Source organism: Devosia submarina (genome assembly GCF_003056345.1).
Lineage (GTDB): Bacteria > Pseudomonadota > Alphaproteobacteria > Rhizobiales > Devosiaceae > Devosia > Devosia submarina.
In genome coordinates, this window is the sequence record NZ_PYWB01000005.1 from 294,553 (window position 1) to 312,680 (window position 18,128).

Genomic DNA, 18,128 nt, shown 5'->3' on the forward strand with positions numbered 1-18,128 from the left:
GTAACGGGCACGAGCGGAGGGTTAGAGAATGGCAGACTACAGGGTACCGTCACCGCTGGCTCGTGAGGCCATGGCTTATGTGCTGGCTGGCGGACGTGGCACGCGGTTGATGGAACTCACCGATCGGCGCGCCAAGCCGGCGGTCTACTTTGGCGGCAAGTCGCGCATTATCGATTTCGCCCTATCCAATGCCATCAATTCAGGCATTCGCCGCATTTCCGTTGCTACGCAATATCAGGCGCACAGCCTGATCCGACATCTGTCCCGCGGCTGGAACTTCCTCCGCCAGGAGCGCAATGAAAGCTTCGACGTGCTGCCCGCATCGCAGCGCGTTCGCGAGGACATGTGGTATGCGGGCACTGCTGACGCCGTGTACCAGAATATGGACATCATCGAGGATTCGGGCGCCCGTTACATCGTGATCCTTGCGGGCGACCATATCTACAAGATGGACTATGAAATTATGCTGCGCCAGCATGTGGACACGGGCGCGGACGTGACCATTGGGTGCCTAGAAGTGCCTCGCATGGAGGCGACCGGCTTTGGCGTGATGCATGTGGACGGACGCGACCGTGTGGTCGATTTCGTTGAGAAGCCAAAGGATCCGCCGGGTATTCCCGACAAGCCTGACATGGCGCTGGCTTCCATGGGGATCTATGTTTTCGAAACCCGCTTCCTGATGGAGCAGCTTCGCCGGGACGCGGCCACTGAGGGCTCCAACCGTGATTTCGGGAAGGACATCATTCCCTATATCGTCAAGAACGGCACGGCATGGGCGCACCGCTTCCCGCGCTCCTGCGTGCGCTCCAGCAATGAAGAAGTCAGTTATTGGCGCGACGTCGGCACGATAGACGCCTATTGGAAGGCATCGATCGACCTGACCGACATCAAGCCGCAGCTGGACCTCTACGACCGCGATTGGCCGATCTGGACTTATGCTGAAATCACGCCGCCGGCCAAGTTCGTGCATGATTTCGACGGGCGGCGGGGTTCAGCGGTGAATTCGCTGGTTTCGGGTGATTGCATCATTTCCGGCGGACATTTGCAGCGCACACTCCTCTCCACGGGCTCCCGCGTGCACTCCTATTCCGAACTCAACGAAGCGGTGGTGCTGCCCTATTGCGACATTGGGCGGAATGCCCGTTTGCGCAAGGTCGTCATCGATCGTGGCGTCAACATTCCCGAAGGCCTGGTTGTCGGGGAAGATCCCGAATTTGATGCGAAATGGTTCCGGCGTAGCGATGAAGGCGTGACGCTGATCACCCAGCAGATGATAAACAAATATCTGGCGGGTCGATGATCGAAGTCCTCTCGGTCGCGTCCGAGGTTTATCCCCTGATCAAGACCGGCGGGCTTGCCGACGTCGCGGGTGCACTGCCCGGGGCGCTGGGCCCGCATGGTGTCAGCATGCGTACGCTGGCTCCTGGGTATCCCGCGGTAATGGCCAAGATGAAGCGCGGTCGTGTGGTGCGAGAACTGGACGATCTGTTTGGCGTTCGCGCCAAGCTGATCGCGGGCAGGGTCGATGGGTTGGACGTGGTGATCCTTGATGCACCCCAGCTTTATGATCGGCCCGGCAACCCCTATGTCGGCCCTGATGGTTGGGACTGGCCTGATAACTGGAAGCGGTTTGCGGCGCTGAGCTGGGTAGCGGCCGAGCTAGGGCTTGGTCTGGTGGAGGGCTATCGTCCGCAGGTGATCCATGCCCATGATTGGCAAGCAGGGCTGGCGCCGGCTTATATCAAATTCAGCGGTAACCAGCACGTCAAGACGATGATGACCGTGCACAATATGGCCTTCAAAGGCTTCTTTGGCGCGGATATTTTTACGCAATTGCGCCTACCACCGCAGGCCTTCAGCGTTCATGGTGTCGAGTTCTACGGCGGCATTTCATACCTTAAAGCCGGCATGGAGTGCGCTGATTTCGTGACGACCGTCAGCCCTAGCTATGCCGATGAGATCCGCACACCAGCCTTTGGAGTGGGTCTTGAGGGGCTACTGAATGCCCGGAGCGATACCGTCTTTGGTATCCTCAACGGCATCGACACGTCGGCGTGGAATCCGGCTACTGACCCCGCGCTTGTGCAGAACTTTTCCACAAACACGATCCATATGCGGCGGGTTAATAAGCGTGCTGTTGCGGATCAGTTTGGGCTCGATGGGGTAGACGGGCCGCTATTCTGCGTCGTGAGCCGCCTTACTGATCAAAAGGGTATGGATCTGCTGCTTGAGGCAGTGGATGGCCTCGTTGCTGGGGGAGGGCGGCTTGTCGTACTCGGCTCCGGAGAAGCGCATCTTGAGGATGGTTTTTCACGCGCCGCTGCCCAGCACCCGGGCAAGGTGGGAATTATCACGGGGTATAATGAGCCGCTGAGTCATCTAATGCAGGGTGGATGCGACGCAATTCTGATCCCCTCTCGGTTCGAGCCTTGTGGACTAACCCAGCTTTATGGCCTGCGCTATGGTTGTGTTCCAGTTGTCAGCCGCATCGGCGGCTTGGCTGATACCGTGATCCATGCCAATCCAGCTGCGCTTTCGGCGGAGGTTGCGACAGGGGTTGTCTTTGATCCTAACAGCGCTCCTATGCTTGTTGAGGCTATACGCAAGACAATGCACCTGTATGCGGACGAGAAACGCTGGAAGAAAATGCAACGGCGCGGAATGAAGTCGGATGTCTCTTGGGACACAAGCGCTGCGCGCTATGCCGACCTCTACGCCACACTTACCGGGCTCAAGACCAATGACGATCCAGACAATTAAGACAGCGCCTTTCAGCGACCAGAAGCCCGGCACCTCGGGGTTGCGCAAGCGCGTAGGCGTTTACCAGCAGCCGAACTATGTCGAGAACTATATCCAGGCAATCTTCGACAGCCTTGAAGGCTTCGAGGGCAAGACATTGGTGATTGGTGGGGACGGGCGTTTCTACAACGACGTTGCCATCCAGACGGCGATCAAGATTGCTTCGGCGAATGGCTTCGGAAAGGTGCTCGTCGGGCAGAACGGGCTCCTGTCTACCCCGGCCGCGAGCCATATTATCCGGCACTACAAAGCTTTCGGCGGGCTGGTTCTGTCCGCAAGTCATAACCCTGGCGGGCCGGATGGTGACTTCGGCATCAAGTACAATGTCAGCAATGGCGGTCCGGCGCCGGAAAAGATCACCGATGCGGTCTTCGCGCGCAGCAAGGTGATTGACAGCTACAAGATCGTGGATGCTGCAGACGTGGCGCTGGATCGGATCGGCTTGCAGCGATCGGGCAATATGGTCGTGGAAGTAGTTGATCCGGTTGCCGACTATGCGGCGCTGATGCAAACCTTGTTTGACTTCCCGGCAATCGAGGCCATGTTCGCGTCGGGGTTCCGAATGACCTTTGACGCCATGCATGCGGTTACCGGACCATATGCACATGCCATTTTTGAAGGCATGCTGGGCGCACCGAAGGGCACGGTCCTGAACGGCACTCCTTCGCCGGACTTCGGCCAGGGGCATCCAGATCCTAACCTTGTCTACTGCAAGGAAATGTATGATCTGCTGATGTCGGCTAATGGCCCCGATTTCGGCGCTGCGTCCGATGGCGATGGCGATCGCAACCTCATCATCGGCAAGAACCGGTTCGTTACGCCCTCCGACTCGCTGGCGCTGCTGGCAGCCAATGCGCATCTGGCGCCGGGCTACAAGCAAGGCATTGCCGGCATTGCACGATCGATGCCAACAAGTGCTGCAGCCGATCGCGTAGCGGAGAAACTCGGCATCGAAATGCACGAGACGCCAACTGGCTGGAAATTCTTCGGCAATCTGCTTGATGCCGGTCGCGTTACGATCTGCGGGGAGGAAAGTGCGGGCACGGGCTCAAACCATGTCCGCGAAAAAGATGGGCTTTGGGCTGTGCTGCTCTGGCTCAATATCCTGGCGGTACGCAAGCAGAGTGTCGACGAAATCGTACGCGAGCATTGGGCAACCTATGGGCGCAATTATTACACGCGCCACGACTATGAAGAAGTTGATGCAGAAGTGGCTGGCAAGCTGGTGGATGACCTGCGGGCAAAGCTACCGTCCTTGCCTGGCAAGGTGTTCGAGGACGATCTGCAGATCGCCTATGCCGACGACTTTACCTACCATGACCCCGTGGACGGTTCGACTAGCGCCAAGCAGGGTATCCGCATCGGGTTTACCGACGGATCGCGCATTGTCTTGCGTTTGAGCGGCACAGGGACGGTTGGAGCGACGCTGCGGCTATATCTGGAACGCTATGAGGCGCCCGATGGGCGGCATGATCTGGAAACCCAGGCGGCGCTCGAACCGCTGATTGCCCTAGCGGACGAGCTGGCCGGCATCACGCAGCGCACGGGCCGGCAAGCGCCAAGTGTTATTACCTGATGCCAAATCGCCTATGAAGCCCATGCTCGTCCCCCATGGGGGCAGTACCGAGCGGCTTGGCGCCACCGTGTCCGCGGATGGCGTCAACTTCGCTGTGTATTCAGAAAGCGCCAGTGCAATCTGGGTTTCGATCTTCGACGAGCTGGATCAGGAGACTGACCGGTTTGCACTCGATGTGCATGAGGACAATGTCTGGGCCGGTTTGATCCGCGGCCTTGGGGCTGGAACGCGCTATGGTCTGCGCGCTGATGGACCCTATGATCCGGATCAGGGCTACTTCTTTGACCCCATGAAGCTTCTGGTTGATCCGTACGCCAAGCGGCTCGACCGGGTGTTTGTCCGCTCGCCCCGTTTGCGGCTGGATCGTGCAGAAGCAGTCGATACAGCGCCGCTCGTGCCCAAGGCCATTGTTGTCAGCGAGAGCTGGGAAAAGGCAGCGCCCCGGAAGAAGGCCCCGAGCCTCTTCTACGAAATGAATGTGCGTGGCTACACGATGCGGCACCCCAGCGTTCAGGGGCCGTTGCGGGGCACCATTGCTGGGCTCACCACGCAGCGCGTCATTGATCACCTAAAGTATATTGGGGTCGACACGCTGCAGCTCATGCCAACGGCGGCATGGATCGACGAGGGGCATCTGCCCGCGCTGGGGCTAACCAATGCCTGGGGGTACAATCCCGTGGCCTATTCAGCAATCGATCCGCGGCTTGCCCCACGCGGACCGCACGAGTTGCGCAACATGACCGATCTTTATCGCAAGAACGGGATTTCGGTCATTCTCGATGTGGTCTTTAACCACACAGGCGAGGGTGACGCGTTTGGACCCATGCTGAGCCTGATGGGTCTTGATGCGCGGACCTATTACCGTTTTGCCGAAATCGACGGCAAGCGGGTACTGGTAAATGACACCGGTACTGGCAACACGCTGCGGTGCGATCATCCGGCGGTGCAAAGGCTAGTGATTGACAGCCTTAGGTACTGGGTCGAAGAGATGGGCGTGTCCGGCTTCCGCTTCGATCTTGCGACAATTTTGGGTCGCGATCCGGGCTTCAATCCCAACGCCGTGATGCTGCAGAAGATCAAGAACGATCCGGTTCTCAGCCAATGTATCCTTGTTGCAGAGCCGTGGGACACGGGGCCGGGCGGCTATGCGCTTGGCCAGTTCGGCAAGGAGTTTAAGGAGCACAACGACACCTATCGCGATGAGGTGCGACGGTTCTGGCGCGGAGAGGATGGCAAGATCGGCGCGCTTGCCGGTAAGATTGCAGGATCTGCCGAAATTTTCGATTTTGCAGGGCGTAAGCCCAGCAATGGCGTGAACATGCTGGCCGTGCATGATGGCTTTACGTTGCGTGACCTCGTCAGCTACGTGCACAAGCACAACGAGGCCAATGGCGAAAGTAACCGCGACGGGCATGCGCAGAACGCCTCCTGGAACTGCGGCGTTGAGGGGGAGAGCGATGATCCAGCCATCATCTCCGCGCGAAAACGGGATGTCCGGGCATTGCTCGCGACGCTGTTCATGTCGCGTGGCATTCCCCTCCTGCAGCAAGGCGACGAGATGTACCGCACCCAGCAGGGCAACAATAATGCCTATGCGCAGGACAATGAAATCACCTGGCTCGATTGGGAAAACGCCGACGGCGATCTCATGGACTTCGTGGCGGCGCTCACTCGCTTCCGCAAAGCCCATTCCGCTTTGACCCATGACCATTTCTTAAGCGGGCAGGAGCGAAATGGCGTCAGAGATGTCGTATGGCTGCATCCCGAGGGCCGCGAGATGAACGAGGATGATTGGCGAGAGTCAGGTGCCTCGGTGCTGGGCATGCATCTGCGCAACAAAGATGATGAAGTTCTGGTGTGGTTCAACCGCAGGATCGAACCAGTGGTGGCGCGGCTGCCGGACGCTGATTGGGACGTTGGGTTCGTGTCCGACCCTTCGGCCAACGTCGCCATGGTGGAAGCCACGGCAACATTGACGCCGCGATCTGTTACCGCGCTGGTGAGGCCTGCCGGATCATGATTATTGCCCAGCTCAGCGACATCCATGCCAGTGGCCTAAGCGAGCCTTTCCGACGGCTTGACAAGGTGCTGGGCTGGCTCAGGCCTCTTCAACCTGATGCCATTATCATCAGTGGCGATCTGGCCGAGCATGCGCATGAGCAATGCTATGCCGAGATTCGAGAGCGGCTCGAGGACACGGGCATTCCGTTCTTTCTTGTGCCGGGCAATGTCGATGACCCCGCAGCGCTCCGGCGTGTCTTTGCGGAGCGATTCAACTGGCCTGCGGACGGCAAGCTCAATTGCTCGGGCGTGGTTGGCGACCAAATGCGGGTTATCGGGCTCGACGTGACCGTTCCCGGCGCGCATCACGGTGATGCGCAACCGGTGCTCGGCTGGCTGGAGAACGAGCTGGCGTCAAGCAGTTTGCCGAGCTTGATCTTTCAGCATCAGCACCCGTTCATGTGCGGGATCGACGGTAAGGACCGCAATCTCTGCCATAACCAGGAAGCGCTCTCCCTTGTCATTGGCAAGGCTGGCGGCGCAGCTCTTGCTCTGACGTGCGGGCATGTTCACCGCCCGATGTTCTCGCGCTTTGCTGGCTTGCCTGCCACCATGGCGCCGTCCGTTACTCGTGCAAACACGCTGCGGCTCGATGGCAAGGATACGCTGGCCGTCGATCCGCCCGGGCTGTTGCTGCATCATTATGCGGAAACGCGGCTCGTGAGCCATGTCGTGATGGTGAGTTAAGCCGGGGCCTCAACCATGCCCAGGCGACGGTAGATCTGGATGGCTGAGGCATTGCCAGGCATCACCTTGAGATCAACATGGGTCGCGCCACGCTCGTGGAAGGCGTGGAAGGTCGAGAGAAGCAAAGCCTCACCAATACCACGGCCGCGCCATGCGGGGAGAACGGCGATATCCTTGATGAAAGCCGAGGTCCAGGATTGAGCAAGGCCGATGGGACCGCCATCCATATCGGCGGCAATGATGACGAGGGCCGGATCGAACTCGGCATCATCGTTGAGTGCGTCCCACCAATCCTCGAATGGGGGAACGCTGCCGAAGCCGCTTTGATAGGCTTCGGACAGGATGGCGTGCAAAGCTCTTGGCTCCGCAAGGGCGAAAGGCAGCCGCCGCGTTCCGACCGGCCAGACTGGCGGTGGGATATCAGCGCTCAGGATTTTGCGCATGCGGATAGCGGTGTCAGACATTTGCTCAGCCCTTTGCACGAAAAGACCGGATGATCGCTGCCATGCCCTGGCGCATTGTCATAGCAGCCTCATCAGGAACAAGATGAGAAAGCCGATACCGATGGCAAGGCAAAGCGGAGAATAAATCCGGCGATCGCTAAGCCGGAAATTGGGCTCGGGCGTTAGTTCGCTCCATCGAGCCGTGTAGCCCAAGGCGCCGCGGCCGATGAAGATGGCTGCGGCCGGTAGGGCCGACAGGGTAAGCGCAAGCCCGCCGCTGGTGTGATCGGCAAGCGCAAGAGCAAGAATGCCGGCGGCAAATGTGAGCAGGCTTACGCCGAACGAGGCCCAGCGCGGGGGCATGCGTTCGACGCCCTGTGTGCCGACCACGGTTTGAGCCAGCAGTTTTTCGTCGCGAATGGGCCATGTGAGCCCAAAAGACCACATGAGGTGAGCCATTGAAACAGTGAGCAGGGGCACAAAAACCAGTGCTGCGACTAGCATGTTCATGGGCGGATAATACTCGTCCTCATCGATGCGCCTATATGCGGGGATAGGTGAGAGCGCCCGTCTCGTCCAGTGCGGCATGCTGCCATAGGTCGCTGTAACAGCTGTCAGGGGGTATTCACCAGTTCGGAGCATGTCAGGACAGCTTCGGCATCGTCCCCTTCAGCTGTGTCGTAGAGGCTGCCGTCCGGTCCTTTGCTTTCCCAGATCCAAGAGCCCGAGGCATAGCGGGCGCCTGACTCGGGAACAATCGCAGCAAAGACGAGGGGCTGGGATTCACTTTCGAGCGGAATGATCGCCAGGAAGTTCGGCGCAGCATCGAGATAGGTTACGCTGAGGGGTGTTTCGGTGCCGCAATCATAGGTGACGGTACGCCGCTCGAAATCCTGGCCGGCACTTAGCTGCAGCTGCAACGATGTCTCGACGGCATGAACAGGTATTGCGGCAAAGAGCGTGGCGAAAGCAAAAATGGCGATCAATCGGTTGATCATGAGGTAACCCCTGCAAATTTCCCGGCCCAAGCTTTCACCGCCAAGCGGCAGAATTTGGATGCTGGGCTTATTGCGTGCGCGCTTGCTTGACCTTGCTGTAAAGACCTGCTGCCCGGTCGATGACTTCGTCGATCAGGACTTCCCCTTCCTTCATCTGTGGATCGTTGGCCTGAGTGCGGGCGATAAGGGAATAGGAAAGGACCTGGATCGCGTAGGCCTCGTTGTGGCGGCCGGCGCGATAATGCTCATTGCCGCGCTCTTCAAACTTCTTGAGTAGCTGGTTGTAGATTGCCGCGTTCATCTTGCCCTTGGCGCCAGACCAGGTGGTGCTTTGAAGATCCCTGGCCAGCTCAGCAGCGAAGGTACCAAGGACCCACATGATTTCGGAATCCTTGGTCCCGTCAGTTTGCAGGTCCCGCAAGAGCGTGGCAAATCGTTGCTTGAAGTCTTGTTCCTTGGTCGTCATGGGCAATGTTCCAATTCTGGTCGTTTGCGTCCCTTAGAGCAGTTTGCGGGCGGGATCGCCATGCCGCTGGGCCAGTTCGATCACAGTTTCATTCGGGCGGAACCCTTGCCCATTGCTCTCGTTAAACCGCCAAGCCGGTGATGACTGGCAGGTGTTTGGCAGGCCGGAATAGCTTGCCAATCGGTCGGTAGGCTGCCGCAGAGGCTGACGCTCCTTTGTGGTGTCTCCCGTGGGGACGCGAACTCGTTTCGCGTCCCTTTTCGTTTCTCATCAAAGACCCGAAGTCAGGTTAAGCCGGTCGAGCGTCGATCGGTCTTCGGGGTCGACCATGCCGATCATGAAGCGCAGGACGATCTGCCGGGAATTGGGCGGAAGATTCGCTATGGCCGTATTGATGCGGCTCGCCTGCGTTGCCGAAAGCGTGCTGAAAAACTGCCGGCCTTTCTCGGTGGCGTGGAGGAGCCGCTGGCGGCGATCCGTATGACCGGTTTTTTGCTCGATATAGCCGCTGTCGATCAGTTGCCGGAGCACGCGCGCCAGGCTTTGCTTGGTGATCTTGAGAATGTCGAGCAGATCAGCCACGGGCATGCCGGGGCGCAGATTAACAAAATAAAGCACCCGGTGATGGGCGCGTCCAAAGTCCTGCCGCTCCAGCAATGCATCGGCATCGCCGGTGAAATCCCGGTAGGCAAAGAAGAACAGCCCCATGATGTCGAGCGGCAAATCCTGGCTCTCGGGAGGGGGAGAATTTATGTCAGCCTTGTTGACATTTTTTTGGGTTGCTGACATTGTTTTCCCATCAGGACGCCGTCCATGTCTTATCCCTCAGGCTTTGTGGTTTGCCAAGGCTTTGGGGCTCGGGCATGATCGACGCAGATGTGGCGGCGGCAGAGGCGCGCTCGCCAGACTCATTCGGGAGAGGATCATGGCCGGTGTGCCCATGGACCAGCGTGATGGCTGGATCTGGTTTGATGGTGAATTCAAACCCTGGAAAGACGCAAAAATTCACGTGCTGACGCACGGGCTGCACTATGCAAGCTCCGTGTTCGAAGGCGAGCGCGCGTATGGCGGCGAGATCTTCAAGTCGCGCGAACATACCGAACGCCTGATCCGTTCGGGCCAGACGCTGGACATGACCATTCCGTGGTCCGTCGAGCAGATCGAGGAAGCCAAGCGACAGGTTCTGGAAAAGAACGGCCTCGTAGATGCCTATGTGCGCCCCGTGGCGTGGCGCGGCTCGGAAGAGCTGAGCGTTCCGGCGCGCAACAACACGGTGCATCTGGCGATCGCGGCCTGGGTGTGGCCCAGCTATTTCTCGGTTGAGGAAAAGCTCAAGGGTATCCGCCTGGAATGGAGCCGCTGGAAGCGTCCGAGCCCGGAAACAATTCCGTCCTCGGCCAAGGCGGCGGGTCTTTACATGATCTGCACGCTGAGCAAGGACGCGGCGATGGCGAACGGCTATGCTGATGCGCTGATGCTGGACTATCGTGGCTATGTGGCTGAGGCGACTGGCGCCAACGTGTTCTTCATCAAGGGCAAGGACATCACGACACCTACGCCGGATTGCTTCCTCAATGGCATTACGCGCCAGACGCTGATTGATCTTGCCAAGCGGAATGGCTTCACGGTGACTGAACGGCACATCATGCCTGAAGAACTGGGCCAATTCGATGAGTGCTTCCTCACAGGGACGGCAGCAGAGGTTACTCCGGTTAGCGAGATCGGGGAGTATAAATTCCAGCCCGGCGAGGGTTGCCGGACGCTGATCGATGCTTATGCGGCTGAGGTTCAGCCCAAGCGGGCGGCAGCCGAGTAAGGTTTTTGGACTTTCGAAAGGCCGGGCCAAGTGCCCGGCCTTCTTGTTTGCCGACGCGGTATCGGTAAAAGGGAAGCGTAGAGCCCTCGGGTCAAGCCCGACGGTGACGAGCGGTGGGGAGGGTCTTCATTCCCAGCGCGCCTTTGCCTCGTCGTCTGCGCTTTTAGCTTCGACCCAGTGAGTGCCCTGTGGGGTAGTTTCCTGTTTCCAGAAGGGGGCGTCCGTTTTCAGGAAGTCCATCAGGAACTCGGCCGCCTCGAATGCGGCCTGGCGGTGGGGCGAGAGGGTCATGACCTGGACGATGGGCTCGCCCGGGTGAAGCGTCCCGTAGCGATGAATGATCGTCGCCGCGAGAAGATCGAAGCGGTTGGTGGCTTGCGCGAGGAGATCGTTGAGCTGGTTGAGGGCCAGTTCGGGATAGCACTCAAGCGTCAGGGCTGTGATGGGATCTTGCGGGTTGGAGCGCACCACGCCGGTGAAGGTCGCGGCGGCGCCTGCGTTGTCTGTGGCGCTGAGGAAGGTGTTGAGCTCGGCACCGGGATCGAATCTTTCCGTGGTCACGCGAACAGTCATCTCAGCCGCCGGTCATAGGGGGAAAGAGCGCGACTGTGCTGGCGCCGTGAATTGAAGCATCGTGGCCGACGAGCTTGGCGTCTACGGCAGCCTTGATCAGGGAGCGCTTCTCCGTTGCCAAGGCGAAGGCCTCGTCGCGGCCGGCCAGCCAGTCGATCAATTCTGCGACGGTGCTGACTTCGGCAGGAGGCGAAACCTCCTCCTCGCCGCGGTTGAGACGTTCGCGTAGCCAAGCGAAGTAAAGGATCTTCATTTTGTTTCGGCACTCAGATGCGGCCAGCTGGCGCGCAGATATTGCCAGCCGGTCCAGACGGTCAGGATGCCGGCGAGCCAGAGCAGCAGGTCGCTGACGAGACCCAAGCTGGGTACGATGCGCTCGAGGAGGACGACGGCCAGGGACACGAGCTGGATAGTGGTTTTCCACTTGGCAAGCCCGGTGACGTTGAGCACGACCTTGGCATTGCCCAGGAATTCTCGCAGGCCAGATATGAAGAACTCGCGAAAGAGGATGGCGCAGACCGGGATCATGTCCCAGGCCGACAGGCTGCCATCCCAAGCCAGGGCGGCGATGAGGATGCCAACGAGGAGCTTGTCGGCGATGGGGTCGAGCATGCGGCCCAGAGGCGAATACTGGTCCCAGGCGCGGGCGAGATAACCGTCCAGCCAATCGCTGGCGGCGGCCACTATATACAGGATCAGTGCCATGAGCCGCAAAGTCGTATCCCCGCTCATCACCAGCGCAACGATGGGGATGATCGCACCGATACGGGCGATGGTGATAAGATTGGGAACGAGCAGGAGGGGTGATCTGGCCATGGGAGGACAGAACAGGAATGGGGGGAGGGGGTCAAGTCAAAGTGGCACGCGGGTTCATGTGCTCTGGCTTCCGGAATGATCTTGATATCGGGGCTCTCGTACCCCCACCCTTGATCCCTCCCCGCAAGGGGGAGGGTGTCGACTGATACATCGCCGCTAGGCGACTTGCTGGTTTGTGGCTGCACGGCGCTGGGTGACGGCTTCGGCCAAGGATTCGAGGGCCGTGACGGTGGTGCCCCAGTCGATGCAGCCGTCTGTAATGGACTGGCCGTGAACGAGATCCTGGCCGGGAACGAGGTCCTGGCGGCCGGCAACGAGGTTGGATTCAATCATGACGCCGATGATGCGGCGGTCGCCGGCGGCGAGTTGCTGGCCAATGTCGGCGAGGACCAGGGGCTGGTTTTCCGGCTTCTTGCTCGAATTGGCGTGGCTGGCATCGACCATGATGGCGGGTTGGAGGCCAGCCTTGGTGGCTGCAGCCGCGGCAGCGTCGATGCTCGCGGCGTCGTAATTGGTGGTTTTGCCGCCGCGCAGGATGATGTGGCAATCCTCGTTGCCGGTGGTCGCGGCAATGGCGGAGCGGCCGTCCTTGGTGACGGCGAGGAAATGGTGGGGCTGGCTGGCGGACTGGACGGCATCAAGGGCGATCTTGACGTTGCCATCGGTGCCGTTCTTGAAGCCGACGGGGCAGGAGAGGCCGGAGGCGAGTTCGCGGTGGATCTGCGACTCGGTGGTGCGGGCACCGATGGCAGCCCAGCTGACGAGGTCCGCAATATATTGCGGGGTGGTCATGTCGAGGAATTCGCAGGCGGCTGGCAGACCCATATTGGCGATGTCGAGCAGCAGGGCCCGGGCTGTGTGCAGGCCCTGATCGATCCGGAAACTGCCATCGAGATTGGGATCATTGATGAGGCCCTTCCAGCCGACAGTGGTGCGGGGCTTTTCGAAGTAGACGCGCATGATGATCTCGAGCCGGTCGCCCAAGGTCTCACGCAGCGCGACGAGGCGCTTGGCGTAGTCCAGCGCCGCGGCGGGATCGTGGATGGAGCAGGGGCCAACGATGACGGCGAGGCGGTCGTCATTGCCCCCGAGAATATTGTGGAATGCATGCCGGGCACCAATGACGGTGCGGGTCGCACGGTCGGTGCGCGGATGCTGGCGCATGATTTCGATGGGGGTGGCGAGTTCCTGGATGGCGCTGATGCGCAGATCGTCGGTGGATTTCAGCATGGTGGCTCCTCGGGATTTTGGGTGAGGCGGCCACAAAAACCGCCTCGAATGATCGGGCGGTGGGCTGGGGTTTGATGCTTATCGGGTCAGGATCAGATCAAGCGCGCGCTAGCCTCCGCCGGGAGCGGATAGCTAAAGTACCAAAACGAGATGGTTGCGAGGGAGATCATGGCGAAACTGTAGCCCGGCGTTTTCGACTTGTCGACTCCCTTGTTTTGGACGTGCCGAAGCGCCGCCCCGGGTGCGGTGATGAACAGCGTTGATGTGGCGAGGCCTTGCCCCGGTAAGTTTTAGTGTAGTGAGACAAAGCTTCGCCACATCAGATGGGATTTTCCGGCGCGCGCGACTCTGGTCCCTGAGCCTCCCAGAGGCATTGGTGACACTTCCGCTTGCCTACGGGGATCACGAACATCCCCGCCCCATCTGCCCCTTCACAAGCCGGTTCGCGCGACCCGCTGGTTCGTGAAGGCAGTGGGGGGAGATTAGCGCATGGGGATGGTGGGGGGAGAAGGGGGAGAGATTTAGTTTTGTGCGCGGGAGAGGACCCCCACCTAGCCTCCCCCTGGGAAGGGGAGGGACTGGTGCGGTTGGTGGGGCGCATGCGGGCAATCAGTAGATCTCATGGTGAGCGTGTCGAACCATGAGGGCGTGGCACCTGAGGCCTCCACTCGCTCGGCCTCGTGGTTCGTGTAAGCTCACCATGAGGCCTTGGGGAACATCGTGCATGGGGAGGATGGTTCAACAATCCCGATCGTCATCCTCGGGCCTGACCCGAGGAGACTGTACTTGCGGAGCGTTGGTTAAGTGTAGAACCTTCGGGTCAGGCCCGAGGGTGACGGTCGGCGAGTGGGGACAAGATGGGGCCGATAAATAGACCTCATGGTTGGCCTTTCGAACCAGGAGGGGCGGCTCAGCCGCCTGGGTTGAAATGGTCGTAGACCAGCTGGGCCATGGTGCCCGAGATGCCGGGGACGGCGTTTAGGTCGGTGAGGGAGGCGCGGCTGACGGCTTTGGCGGAGCCGAAATGGTTGAGCAGGGCGCGCTTGCGGGTGGGGCCAATGCCTTCGATTTCGTCGAGCGGGTTCTTGATCTGGTCCTTTTTGCGCTTGGCACGGTGGGTTCCGATGGCGAAGCGGTGGGCTTCATCGCGCAGGCGCTGGACATAGTAGAGGACGGGATCGCGGTGGGGCAGCATGAAGGCCTCCCGGCCTTCCATGAAGAATTTTTCGCGGCCGGCGTCGCGTTCCTCGCCCTTGGCGATGCCGATAAAGGTCACGTCGCGCGGCAGGTTCATGGCCGAGATCACTTCGCGCACGGCGTTGAGCTGGCCGGCGCCGCCGTCAATGAAGACAACGTCTGGCCAATCGGGCATGCCGCCGCCTTCGTCCTCCACCTCGTCTTCGGCTTCGTTGGCCAGGCGCGTGAACCGGCGGGTAAGCACTTCGCGCATCATGCCGAAATCGTCGCCAGCGGTGATGTCGGATTTGATGTTGAAGGTACGGTAGTGCTTTTTCGAAAAGCCTTCTTCGCCGGCGACAATCATGGCGCCCACGGCATTGGTGCCCGAAATGTGGGAGTTGTCGTAGACCTCGATGCGGCGGGGAGGCTCGTTAAGGCCAAAGCAATTGGCGACCCCTTCAAGCAGCGCACGGTTGGTGGCGCCTTCGGCAAGCTGGCGGCCGAGGGCTTCGCGGGCATTGTTGAGGGCGTGATTGACAAGGTCGCGCTTTTCGCCCCGCTTGGGCTGCTCGATATAAACGCGGCGGCCAGCGCGGGTGGAAAGGGCTTCGGCCATAAGGTCGGGTTCGGCGAGGTCGTGGCTGACGAGGACCAGGCGCGCGGGGGTACGATTTTCGTAGAACTGGCCGATAAAGGCTTCGAGCACCTCGGCGTCGGTGAGGCTGGCGTCGGCACGAGGGCGATAAGGGTAGTTGCCCCAGTTCTGGTAGGCGCGAAAAAAGAACACCTGAACGCAGAACTGGCCGCCTTCATGATGGATGGCAAAGACGTCGGCCTCCTCGACGGATTTAGCGGTGGCATCGCCCTGTGACTGGACGAGGGCCAGGGCCGAGAGGCGGTCGCGCAGGAGTGCGGCGCGTTCAAAATCAAGCTGTTCGGCGGCCTCGTTCATCTCGCGCTGGAGATGGTCGCGCACGCTTTGCGACTTGCCCGAAAGGAATTGCCGGGCGTCTTCAACCAGTTCGCCATAACCTTCGAGCGAAATTTCGCGCGTGCAGGGGCCCGCGCAGCGCTTGATCTGGTGCATGAGGCAGGGGCGGGTGCGGGCGGCGTAGAAGCTGTCCGAGCAATTGCGCAGCAGGAACGCCTTTTGAAGGCTCGCAATGGTGCGGCCGACGGCCGTGGCCGAGGCGAAAGGGCCGAAATAATGGCCCTGGCGGCGACGGGTACCGCGATGTTTGGTGAGTTCGGGCGCCTCGTGATCGGTGGCGATCAGGATATAGGGGAAGCTCTTGTCGTCGCGCAGCAGGACGTTGAAGCGCGGCTTGAGCCGCTTGATCATGTTGGCTTCAAGCAGCAGCGCTTCGGACTCGGTTTCGGTGCGCACGAATTCCATGCTGACCGTGGCGGCGATCATGCGCTGCAGGCGCAGTTCGAGCGCGTCGGGGCGCGTGTAATTGGTGACACGGGCCTTGAGGTTGCGCGCCTTGCCGACATACATGACCTCGCCTTGCGCATCGAGCATGCGATAAACGCCAGGGGCGGCGGGCAAGGTGCGCACGAATTCGCGGATAACTTCGTGGCCTGATTTGACTTGTGGAATGGTCTGGTCGGTCATGATCGTGGAGTGGGGGCCCGGCGGGCCGGAAATTCGATGTGGCGGCCGCCATCGAGCGCCAGCATCTGGCCGGTCATGGAAGGCGTGTTGAGCAACATTATGACGCCCTGGGCGATCGCCTCGGGCCCGGCATTGCGCTGCAGCGGCAGGGAGCGGACGGATTGTTCGAAAGCTTCCTGGGATTGCCCGGCATGCGGCAGGACAGGGCCAGGGCCTATGGCGTTGACGCGAATGGCCGGAGCGAGCGACTGGGCGAGGGTGCGCGTTGCCGTCCAAAGAACGGACTTGGAGAGGGTATAGCTGAAATAGGATGGCGCAGGATGGAGCACACGTTCGTCGATGATATTGACGATGTTGCCTTCCTCGCCCTCAGGAAGTTGGGCCGCAAAGTCGCGGGCCAGGAAAATGGGCGCTTCGGCATGGATGGCGAAATGCTGGTCCCACAAGACCTCATCGACATCCCGGATGCTGTCGCGCTCGAAACTGGAGGCATTGTTGACGAGGATTGTGAGCGGACCAAAGATCGATGCTGCTTGCGCAATGACTTCTGCCCGTTCCGGGCGCTGGGCGAGGTCGGCCCGAAGGATGGCGGCACGGCCACCTTCTGCAGCAATCGCGTCGCGCGTTTTTTCTGCGCCTTCAAGATCGGAGCGGTAGTGGATAACGACGGCATGACCGTGGCGCGCCAGGGTTAGGGCAATGGCGGCGCCGATGCGGGTGCTGGCGCCGGTGACCAGCGCTATCGATGAGGATTGATTCGTCATGCGGCAGTTGTAACCTTTGGCGGCAGTTTAGTGCTGAATGAACCTGATCAACAATGCGCGGGTGGGAGGTTCCCTGGCTGGGGCAGGCGCTATGGCTAGGCAATAGCACCTATTTGCGCTAGCGCTCTCCTGCACCCCTTAGATAAGCATCGAGCATGACCATTTCATCCAGTACCGGCCGCACGGATAATGTGGGCCAGGCAATTGTTTTGACTGTTTTCACCGTCGCGGTATTCGGCATCCAGGATGTTCTGTCCAAGACGCTGGTGCAGACCTATTCGCCCTTCCAGGTGACCATGGTGCGCTATTGGGGCTTTGCGCTGTTTGCGCTGTTTCTGGTGTTGCGGCAGGCGCCCTTGCGGCAGGCGTTGAGCTCGAAAGTGCCGCTGCTGCAGGTGGTGCGCGGCTCGCTCCTGATCATCGAAATCTGGTTTTTTGCCATGGCGCTGCGGACGGTGCCGCTTGGCGAATTGCAGGCGATCTCGCTGGTCTATCCGCTGCTCGTGACGCTGTTTGCGATCCCGATCCTGGGCGAGAAAGTGGGCGTATTCCGCTTCGTGGCCGTGGGGATCGGGTTTGTGGGGGCCATGGTGATCGTGCGGCCCGGTGGCTTGCCGCTGGATTGGGGCGTCCTGTTCTCAATGATCTCCGCGACGCTTTATTCGATCTATATCGTGATTACCCGCAAGGTCAGCCAGTTCGACAGTGCGGCCACAAGCATGGCTTATACAGGGTTGATGGGCCTGTTGCTGTCGAGCGCGGTGGGGGTGTTTTTCTGGCAGCCCATGGCGTGGTCGGACTTCATGCTGGTGGTGACGATCATGGTCACGTCCTGCCTTGGCCACGGTCTCATGGTGTTCGCCCTGTCCATGGCGCCGGCGAGCACGGTGCAGCCGTTCAACTATTTTTCGCTGCCCTGGGCGATTTTCCTCAGCGCGCTGGTGTTCGGGCACTGGATCGATAGCATCTCGCTGATCGGAGCCGCCATTATCGTGGCGGCCGGGCTGGTGGTGATGGCGCGCGAAAGGATGCGCAAGGTCGAAACGGCGCCCACGCCGACACTGCCGGGCACGGAGTGAGCTGAGAGGGCGAAGAAAAAGCG

The 18,128-nt window shown here is 60.2% G+C and carries 18 protein-coding genes; 7 read left to right on the forward strand and 11 right to left on the reverse strand.

The genetic code is table 11. The features are described from left to right. Positions 1–28: 28 nt before the first annotated feature. Genes glgC through DDE77_RS09425 form a run of 5 tightly spaced genes read left to right on the forward strand, consistent with a single transcriptional unit; the run spans position 29 to position 7,123 of the window. Complete coding sequence (gene glgC, locus DDE77_RS09405) at positions 29–1,300, forward strand: glucose-1-phosphate adenylyltransferase (RefSeq protein ID WP_108397189.1); 1,272 nt, start codon at positions 29–31, stop codon at positions 1,298–1,300. Beyond that, entirely contained in the window at positions 1,300–2,760 is a 1,461-nt protein-coding gene (glgA, locus tag DDE77_RS09410) for a glycogen synthase GlgA (RefSeq protein ID WP_170116502.1), read from the forward strand. Before glgC ends, glgA begins: the two co-directional genes overlap by 1 nt. Continuing rightward, a complete protein-coding gene (locus DDE77_RS09415; RefSeq protein WP_108397191.1) occupies positions 2,741–4,375 on the forward strand; it encodes an alpha-D-glucose phosphate-specific phosphoglucomutase in 1,635 nt (544 codons plus the stop codon). Before glgA ends, DDE77_RS09415 begins: the two co-directional genes overlap by 20 nt. 13 nt (positions 4,376–4,388) lie before the next feature. After that, the gene (glgX, locus tag DDE77_RS09420) at positions 4,389–6,395 is read left to right on the forward strand and encodes a glycogen debranching protein GlgX (protein WP_245895147.1); all 2,007 of its coding nucleotides are present in this window, start codon (positions 4,389–4,391) and stop codon (positions 6,393–6,395) included. After that, the gene (locus DDE77_RS09425; protein WP_108397192.1) at positions 6,392–7,123 is read left to right on the forward strand and encodes a metallophosphoesterase; all 732 of its coding nucleotides are present in this window, start codon (positions 6,392–6,394) and stop codon (positions 7,121–7,123) included. Before glgX ends, DDE77_RS09425 begins: the two co-directional genes overlap by 4 nt. Here the strand turns inward: DDE77_RS09425 and DDE77_RS09430 are convergent. The 5 genes from DDE77_RS09430 to DDE77_RS09450 form a co-directional block, all read right to left on the reverse strand. Beyond that, on the reverse strand, positions 7,120–7,587 hold the full coding sequence (locus DDE77_RS09430; RefSeq protein ID WP_108397193.1) for a GNAT family N-acetyltransferase: 468 nt from the start codon (positions 7,585–7,587) through the stop codon (positions 7,120–7,122). The two genes, DDE77_RS09425 and DDE77_RS09430, sit on opposite strands and share 4 nt — an antisense overlap. Positions 7,588–7,644: 57 nt before the next feature. After that, the gene (locus DDE77_RS09435) at positions 7,645–8,208 is read right to left on the reverse strand and encodes a DUF3995 domain-containing protein (protein ID WP_108397194.1); all 564 of its coding nucleotides are present in this window, start codon (positions 8,206–8,208) and stop codon (positions 7,645–7,647) included. After that, positions 8,181–8,564: an MliC family protein gene (locus DDE77_RS09440; RefSeq protein ID WP_108397195.1), complete on the reverse strand. Its 384-nt coding sequence runs from the start codon at positions 8,562–8,564 to the stop codon at positions 8,181–8,183. The genes DDE77_RS09435 and DDE77_RS09440 overlap by 28 nt, the downstream gene beginning before the upstream one ends. Before the next feature lie 67 nt (positions 8,565–8,631). Next, positions 8,632–9,030, reverse strand: a complete 399-nt coding sequence (locus DDE77_RS09445; protein WP_108397196.1) for a hypothetical protein — start codon at positions 9,028–9,030, stop codon at positions 8,632–8,634. A 270-nt stretch (positions 9,031–9,300) separates the two neighbouring features. Further along, positions 9,301–9,819: a MarR family winged helix-turn-helix transcriptional regulator gene (locus DDE77_RS09450; RefSeq protein WP_245895148.1), complete on the reverse strand. Its 519-nt coding sequence runs from the start codon at positions 9,817–9,819 to the stop codon at positions 9,301–9,303. A gap of 136 nt (positions 9,820–9,955) precedes the next feature. Between DDE77_RS09450 and DDE77_RS09455 the strand changes: the two genes are divergently transcribed. Then, positions 9,956–10,846, forward strand: coding sequence for a branched-chain amino acid aminotransferase (locus DDE77_RS09455; protein ID WP_108397197.1), 891 nt, complete (start codon positions 9,956–9,958; stop codon positions 10,844–10,846). Positions 10,847–10,972: 126 nt separating this feature from the next. Here the strand turns inward: DDE77_RS09455 and DDE77_RS09460 are convergent, their stop codons facing one another. The 6 genes from DDE77_RS09460 to DDE77_RS09485 form a co-directional block, all read right to left on the reverse strand. After that, positions 10,973–11,419 carry a molybdenum cofactor biosynthesis protein MoaE gene (locus DDE77_RS09460; protein ID WP_108397198.1) on the reverse strand — a complete coding sequence of 149 codons (447 nt, stop codon included), beginning with the start codon at positions 11,417–11,419 and terminating at the stop codon, positions 10,973–10,975. Between the two features lies 1 nt (position 11,420). Continuing rightward, positions 11,421–11,672 (reverse strand): molybdopterin converting factor subunit 1, encoded by a 252-nt coding sequence (gene moaD, locus DDE77_RS09465; RefSeq protein ID WP_108397199.1) that lies wholly within the window; start codon positions 11,670–11,672, stop codon positions 11,421–11,423. Next, a complete protein-coding gene (gene pgsA / locus DDE77_RS09470; protein ID WP_108397200.1) occupies positions 11,669–12,235 on the reverse strand; it encodes a CDP-diacylglycerol--glycerol-3-phosphate 3-phosphatidyltransferase in 567 nt (188 codons plus the stop codon). The genes moaD and pgsA overlap by 4 nt, the downstream gene beginning before the upstream one ends. A gap of 156 nt (positions 12,236–12,391) precedes the next feature. After that, a complete protein-coding gene (locus tag DDE77_RS09475; protein WP_108397201.1) occupies positions 12,392–13,465 on the reverse strand; it encodes a 3-deoxy-7-phosphoheptulonate synthase in 1,074 nt (357 codons plus the stop codon). Between the two features lie 910 nt (positions 13,466–14,375). Beyond that, a complete protein-coding gene (uvrC, locus tag DDE77_RS09480) occupies positions 14,376–16,262 on the reverse strand; it encodes an excinuclease ABC subunit UvrC (protein ID WP_108397202.1) in 1,887 nt (628 codons plus the stop codon). Beyond that, positions 16,259–17,026, reverse strand: a complete 768-nt coding sequence (locus DDE77_RS09485; RefSeq protein WP_108397203.1) for an SDR family oxidoreductase — start codon at positions 17,024–17,026, stop codon at positions 16,259–16,261. Before DDE77_RS09485 ends, uvrC begins: the two co-directional genes overlap by 4 nt. 155 nt (positions 17,027–17,181) lie before the next feature. Between DDE77_RS09485 and DDE77_RS09490 the strand changes: the two genes are divergently transcribed. Beyond that, a complete protein-coding gene (locus tag DDE77_RS09490; protein ID WP_108397204.1) occupies positions 17,182–18,105 on the forward strand; it encodes a DMT family transporter in 924 nt (307 codons plus the stop codon). Positions 18,106–18,128 lie beyond the last annotated feature (23 nt).

What these genes read in the sequence shown, in the direction of transcription:
- glgC (WP_108397189.1), top strand. Translation starts at nt 29, where the DNA reads ATGGCAGACTACAGGGTACCGTCACCGCTGGCTCGTGAGGCCATGGCT.
- DDE77_RS09415 (WP_108397191.1), top strand. Translation starts at nt 2,741, where the DNA reads ATGACGATCCAGACAATTAAGACAGCGCCTTTCAGCGACCAGAAGCCC.
- glgX (WP_245895147.1), top strand. Translation starts at nt 4,389, where the DNA reads ATGAAGCCCATGCTCGTCCCCCATGGGGGCAGTACCGAGCGGCTTGGC.
- DDE77_RS09425 (WP_108397192.1), top strand. Translation starts at nt 6,392, where the DNA reads ATGATTATTGCCCAGCTCAGCGACATCCATGCCAGTGGCCTAAGCGAG.
- DDE77_RS09430 (WP_108397193.1), bottom strand. Translation starts at nt 7,587, where the DNA reads ATGTCTGACACCGCTATCCGCATGCGCAAAATCCTGAGCGCTGATATC.
- DDE77_RS09435 (WP_108397194.1), bottom strand. Translation starts at nt 8,208, where the DNA reads ATGCTCCGAACTGGTGAATACCCCCTGACAGCTGTTACAGCGACCTAT.
- DDE77_RS09440 (WP_108397195.1), bottom strand. Translation starts at nt 8,564, where the DNA reads ATGATCAACCGATTGATCGCCATTTTTGCTTTCGCCACGCTCTTTGCC.
- DDE77_RS09445 (WP_108397196.1), bottom strand. Translation starts at nt 9,030, where the DNA reads ATGACGACCAAGGAACAAGACTTCAAGCAACGATTTGCCACGCTCTTG.
- DDE77_RS09450 (WP_245895148.1), bottom strand. Translation starts at nt 9,819, where the DNA reads ATGTCAGCAACCCAAAAAAATGTCAACAAGGCTGACATAAATTCTCCC.
- DDE77_RS09455 (WP_108397197.1), top strand. Translation starts at nt 9,956, where the DNA reads ATGGCCGGTGTGCCCATGGACCAGCGTGATGGCTGGATCTGGTTTGAT.
- DDE77_RS09460 (WP_108397198.1), bottom strand. Translation starts at nt 11,419, where the DNA reads ATGACTGTTCGCGTGACCACGGAAAGATTCGATCCCGGTGCCGAGCTC.
- moaD (WP_108397199.1), bottom strand. Translation starts at nt 11,672, where the DNA reads ATGAAGATCCTTTACTTCGCTTGGCTACGCGAACGTCTCAACCGCGGC.
- pgsA (WP_108397200.1), bottom strand. Translation starts at nt 12,235, where the DNA reads ATGGCCAGATCACCCCTCCTGCTCGTTCCCAATCTTATCACCATCGCC.
- DDE77_RS09475 (WP_108397201.1), bottom strand. Translation starts at nt 13,465, where the DNA reads ATGCTGAAATCCACCGACGATCTGCGCATCAGCGCCATCCAGGAACTC.
- uvrC (WP_108397202.1), bottom strand. Translation starts at nt 16,262, where the DNA reads ATGACCGACCAGACCATTCCACAAGTCAAATCAGGCCACGAAGTTATC.
- DDE77_RS09485 (WP_108397203.1), bottom strand. Translation starts at nt 17,026, where the DNA reads ATGACGAATCAATCCTCATCGATAGCGCTGGTCACCGGCGCCAGCACC.
- DDE77_RS09490 (WP_108397204.1), top strand. Translation starts at nt 17,182, where the DNA reads ATGACCATTTCATCCAGTACCGGCCGCACGGATAATGTGGGCCAGGCA.